The 5,337-nt window shown below is 47.2% G+C and carries 4 protein-coding genes; 2 read left to right on the forward strand and 2 right to left on the reverse strand.

The genetic code is table 11. The annotated features are described in order from the left end of the window. Positions 1–155 precede the first annotated feature (155 nt). Positions 156–1,046: a methylisocitrate lyase gene (gene prpB, locus BEA93_RS23800; RefSeq protein WP_105225146.1), complete on the reverse strand. Its 891-nt coding sequence runs from the start codon at positions 1,044–1,046 to the stop codon at positions 156–158. 236 nt (positions 1,047–1,282) lie between these two features. On the opposite strand from prpB, the gene prpR reads away from it, so the two are divergent. Beyond that, positions 1,283–2,869 carry a propionate catabolism operon regulatory protein PrpR gene (gene prpR, locus BEA93_RS23805; protein ID WP_105225147.1) on the forward strand — a complete coding sequence of 529 codons (1,587 nt, stop codon included), beginning with the start codon at positions 1,283–1,285 and terminating at the stop codon, positions 2,867–2,869. Positions 2,870–2,979: 110 nt separating this feature from the next. Here the strand turns inward: prpR and yahO are convergent, their stop codons facing one another. Then, a complete protein-coding gene (gene yahO / locus BEA93_RS23810; RefSeq protein ID WP_000848012.1) occupies positions 2,980–3,255 on the reverse strand; it encodes a DUF1471 family periplasmic protein YahO in 276 nt (91 codons plus the stop codon). 583 nt (positions 3,256–3,838) lie between these two features. Here yahO and BEA93_RS23815 point away from each other — a divergent pair. After that, positions 3,839–5,337 (forward strand): autotransporter outer membrane beta-barrel domain-containing protein (locus tag BEA93_RS23815; protein ID WP_236942300.1); only part of this gene is annotated, 1,499 nt, incomplete at its 3' end.

Here is a 5,337-nt window from a genome sequence, read left to right on the forward strand (position 1 = left end):
GATAAGTCGCGTCAGCGGCGCATCAGGCATCGGTTGTCGGATGCGACGCCATGCGTCTTATCCGACCTACAGTTCAGTGCATCCCGTAGGCCTGATAAATCGCGTCAGCGGCGCATCAGGCATCGGTTGTCGGATACAACCAACGGGCGTTTGTTTTATTTCGCCTGACTACGGGCAAACAGATCGTCGAGCTTCTCTTCGTACTGGTAGTAGTTGATGCTTTCGTACAGCTCGTTGCGGGTTTGCATGGTGTCGATGATGCTTTTCTGCGTGCCTTCCTGACGCAGGACGTTGTAGACATGTTCGGCAGCGCGGTTCATGGCGCGGAACGCTGACAGAGGGTACAGCGCCATTGCGACATGAGCGCTGCGTAATTCATCGGTGGTAAACAGCGGCGTAGCGCCAAATTCGGTAATGTTGGCAAGGATCGGCACCTGCACCGCATCGGCAAACTGGCGGTACATGGCGAGTTCGGTAATCGCCTCCGGGAACAACATCTCGGCACCGGCTTCAACGTAAGCCTGCGCACGCTCAATCGCTGCATCCAGTCCTTCAACCGCCAGCGCATCGGTGCGCGCCATGATCACAAAATCAGGATCGGTTTTCGCATCCACTGCCGCGCGGATCCGATCCACCATCTCCTCTTTCGAGACGATCGTTTTATTCGGACGATGACCGCAGCGTTTCGCACCAACCTGATCTTCAATATGCAGCCCCGCCGCACCGGCCTTAATCATCGATTTCACTGTACGAGCGACGTTAAAGGCCGAAGAGCCAAAACCAATATCAGCATCGACCAGCAACGGCAGCGAGCAAACGTCGGTAATACGGCGAATATCGGTCAGTACATCATCAAGGGTAGAAATACCGAGATCGGGCAACCCCAGCGAACCGGCCGCCACACCGCCGCCGGAGAGATAAATTGCCTGATATCCGGCACGCTGTGCCAGCAACGCATGGTTAGCGTTAATGGTGCCGACAATTTGCAACGGGGTTTCTTTGGTGAGTGCGGCGCGAAACGCTTTACCTGGAGAGTGTAGAGACATAGCCCATCCTTTGTTATCAACTTGTTATTTCGTTGATAAACACAAAGCAAGGGCTGTGCCACAATTACTCAAATCAAACTAAGCATTAAATTTCAACGAGTTATTAAAATCACGTTTAATTAATCCGCAAATATGCGTTTCAGTTAACGTTTCAGGCAATGTTTCACTGCGTTTCATTGCAACAATGATGAAACAAGTCTAAACCCAATATTCGGTTTCTTGATTTATGGCGCGCAATGGCACATCCACCTCGACTTAACGACGACAAACCGGTTATCTGGACAGTATCGGTGACGCGCTTGTTCGAGCTGTTTCGCGATATCAGCCTCGAGTTTGATCACCTGGCGAACATTACCCCTATCCAGCTTGGCTTTGAGAAAGCGGTGGCCTACATCCGTAAGAAACTGGCAAGCAAACGCTGCGACGCCATCATCGCCGCAGGCTCTAACGGCGCGTACCTGAAAAGCCGCCTGTCGGTGCCGGTGATTCTGATTAAACCCAGCGGCTTTGACGTATTACAGGCACTGGCAAAAGCGGGAAAACTCACCTCGTCTATCGGCGTCGTCACCTATCAGGAAACTATCCCGGCGCTGGTGGCTTTTCAAAAAACGTTTCATTTGCGCCTCGACCAACGCTGCTACATCACCGAAGAAGACGCTCGTGGGCAGATCAACGAACTGAAAGCCAACGGCGCCGAAGCGGTAGTTGGTGCTGGGCTAATTACCGATCTGGCAGAAGAAGCCGGGATGACCGGCGTTTTTATCTATTCTGCCGCCACCGTGCGCCAGGCATTCAGCGATGCGCTGGATATGACGCGCATGACGCTACGCCATAACGCCCACGATGCGACCCGCAACGCGCTGCGTACTCGCTACGTTCTGGGCGATATGCTCGGTCAATCGCCACAGATGGAACAGGTGCGGCAAACCATTTTGCTGTATGCCCGCTCAAATGCTGCGGTGCTGATTGAGGGAGAAACAGGAACCGGCAAAGAGCTGGCAGCACAGGCAATTCATCGGGAATACGTTGCCCGCCACGATGCGCGACAGGGGAAAAAATCGCATCCGTTTGTTGCCGTTAACTGCGGGGCGATTGCTGAATCACTGCTGGAAGCGGAGTTGTTTGGCTATGAGGAAGGGGCATTTACCGGCTCGCGACGCGGAGGCCGCGCCGGGCTGTTCGAAATTGCCCACGGCGGCACGCTGTTTCTGGATGAGATAGGCGAAATGCCGCTGCCGTTGCAGACTCGCCTGCTGCGGGTATTGGAAGAAAAAGAGGTCACCCGCGTCGGCGGGCATCAACCGATTCCGGTGAATGTGCGAGTTATCAGCGCCACCCACTGCAATCTGCAAGAGGATATGCAGCAAGGGCGGTTTCGCCGTGATCTGTTTTATCGGCTGAGTATTTTGCGCCTGCAGTTACCCCCACTACGCGAGCGGGTTGCGGATATTCTGCCGCTGGCGGAAAGCTTTTTGAAAGTGTCACTGGCAGCACTTACCGCCCCGTATTCTGCTGCGTTACGCGAGGGGTTAAATACCTGCCAGGCGGTGTTATTGCACTATAAGTGGCCGGGGAATATTCGCGAACTACGCAATATGATGGAACGACTGGCGCTATTTTTAAGCGTGGAACCGATGCCAGATTTAACGCTGCAATTTCTGCAGCGATTATTGCCAGAACTGGCCAAAGAATCGGTTAACGTTATCGCCGCCACCGTGCTGACACCACGGCAGGCGCTGGAGAAATTTAACGGCGATAAAACAGCAGCAGCGAATTATTTAGGCATCAGCCGCACGACGTTCTGGCGGCGATTAAAAAATTAAATTGCCGGACGCGGCGTGAACGCCTCATCCGGCCTGCAAAACTATGAATATCAATATGTTGCATTTACTGATAAACGTGCGCATTAGGCATGTTTACATGGACTTAAGAATTACTTCTTCTTATAAATATTTGCCGTGCCGTGGATCTTATTGTCAGTCTGACCGGAGGTCAGCACTAACACATCAGCCCCTTTTTCATCCGCTTTTTTGATCAAATCTTCTTTCGCATCTGCGGTCGACATTTCATTACTTGTTGAAATATCACCTATTTTTTCATATTGCGATTCAACCTTTTCAAATTCCGCTTTGGTCATCAATTCCGCTGCATAAACGTTTGTGACAACAAAAGCTAACGCACCAACTAAGAGCTTAGTTCCAGTTTTCATCGGTGAACTCCATGATGTGTGATTAGGCTAATACCCTGAAGCTAACAGTCATCATCAGGGTTGATTAATAAGTAGTTCAGCGATTAAGAAAAATCTATAGCAAAAGAGAATATATTTGTATTATTCTTAATGTGAATCCCACTTCTCCTGCCAGTTAATAACTCTTCCTGCAATTGTCGCTGGTATCATTTGAATTATTTTTTATAATAATCTCAAATTTTCACCCTGCCAGAAACTCAATGTAAAAATCATGAAGTCCACATCATTTTTCTTAATAAAAAAACTTTAACCATCTATTTAATTGATTTATATAAGCTTTATTTATTGCACTTTTATAGTTCTTAAGACGATTTATTATTATTTTTTTCAGAAATACCATGTTAACATATTGACATCGATGACAAACCACAAAAAGCTATCAATGCAATAAATAACTAACACTTTAATATATTTATTGCAGCATCTGTTACAGATATTCTTATTTAGAGAATTGCATACTTACGCCTTGCAAGGTTTCAGGAAGAAAAGATGTGCAATAGAAAAGCATTTCGCCATTTAATTTTTAAGGATAAAAGTGAGTGATATGAAATCAGCAAAAAAAAGCTTATCGACACGGGCGATAGCCATTTATACCATATTATTTACGCCAGTATCCTTGGCTATCACCCCACCTGTAAATTCAGATAGTAATGTTGTCATTAATAATAATGAAGAGATAAAACTCATTGCGTCAGAAGGCTACGATCCCGGATGGGAGCATTTTAACTCATTGAAAGTAGGTGAAGACTCTAATGGTTCATTACTCATTGATAATCTTTCACTTACCACTTCAGCAGCCAGCATTGGTAATAATGCTGAAGGCTCCATCACTTTAACAAACCATACCAACTGGCAGTTCGACACACCTTCCTCCAATATTTTTTTAGGCACTAACGAAGGCTCCGGTACGTTATACGTGTTAGAAGGTAGTAAGATAAGTGGCCTGCAATCAATAAGAGTTGGTGAGTTTTATGGTGATGCCAGGGGGACGTTGGTTATTGATGGGGAAAGCTCATCAGTCACCTCTAAAATTGCTATTGTTGGCGATCAGGGAACAGGGAAAGTATCTGTTACTAATGGCGGAACACTCACTTCCCTGACTCAAATGAATATTGGGTATGTTGACGCCCATTCTTCTCTGTCAGCTAACCAGAGTAGCTATGGAGAAGTTCTGGTTGCCGACAAAAATTCAACAGTAAATGCCCCATATATACTTCTTGGCGGATATAATACATCTTCCGTTTCTGATACTACCGGAATTCTCACTGTCAGCAACGATGGTGTAATCAATGCGAATTCATATATCTGGGTTGGTGTCTCCTCTAACGGAACAGGAATGTTAAATATTGGAGGTGCGCAAGGTGAGGCTGCGCAGCCTGCTGGTTCAATTAATACACCCCGAATTTATTTAGGGGGGACAAATGCGTCAACCACTTCAATATTAAACTTTAATCACACCAACGCTGATTTTGTTCTGACCTCATACATAGACGGTAAAGGCCAGGTTAACCAGGTAGGTTCCGGAACAACCACATTATCCGGCTCGAATATCTATACTGGTGATACCTATATAACTAAAGGCAGCCTACGCGCTGGTAAAGTAGATACCTTCAGCCCCAACTCCGATTATATTGTCGACAGCGGTGGAGATCTCGATTTAAACGGTTATTCACAAACGTTAAAAACGCTGGCACTGGCTGGAACAGCAACGTTGTCTGCGTATGAAAATGGCCACGAGTTCACGCCGACCACACTGACCATTAACGGTAACTATACTGCCAATGATGGTTTGTTAGTCATGCATACGGTATTAGGCGATGATAATTCCGTAACGGATAAACTCATCGTAAAAGGTGATACTTCCGGTAGTACCCGCGTCATGGTCAACAATGCGGGCGGTCTGGGCGCGGATACTCTGGAAGGGATAAAAATTGTGGAGGTTGACGGCCTGTCAGAGGGCGTTTTCAGTAAAGAAGGTCGTATTGTTGCCGGTCCCTATGACTACAACGTGGTAAAAAGCGACAACCAGAACTGGTTTTTAAC

This window comes from Escherichia sp. MOD1-EC5950, from assembly GCF_002965345.1.
Taxonomy (GTDB): domain Bacteria; phylum Pseudomonadota; class Gammaproteobacteria; order Enterobacterales; family Enterobacteriaceae; genus Escherichia; species Escherichia marmotae.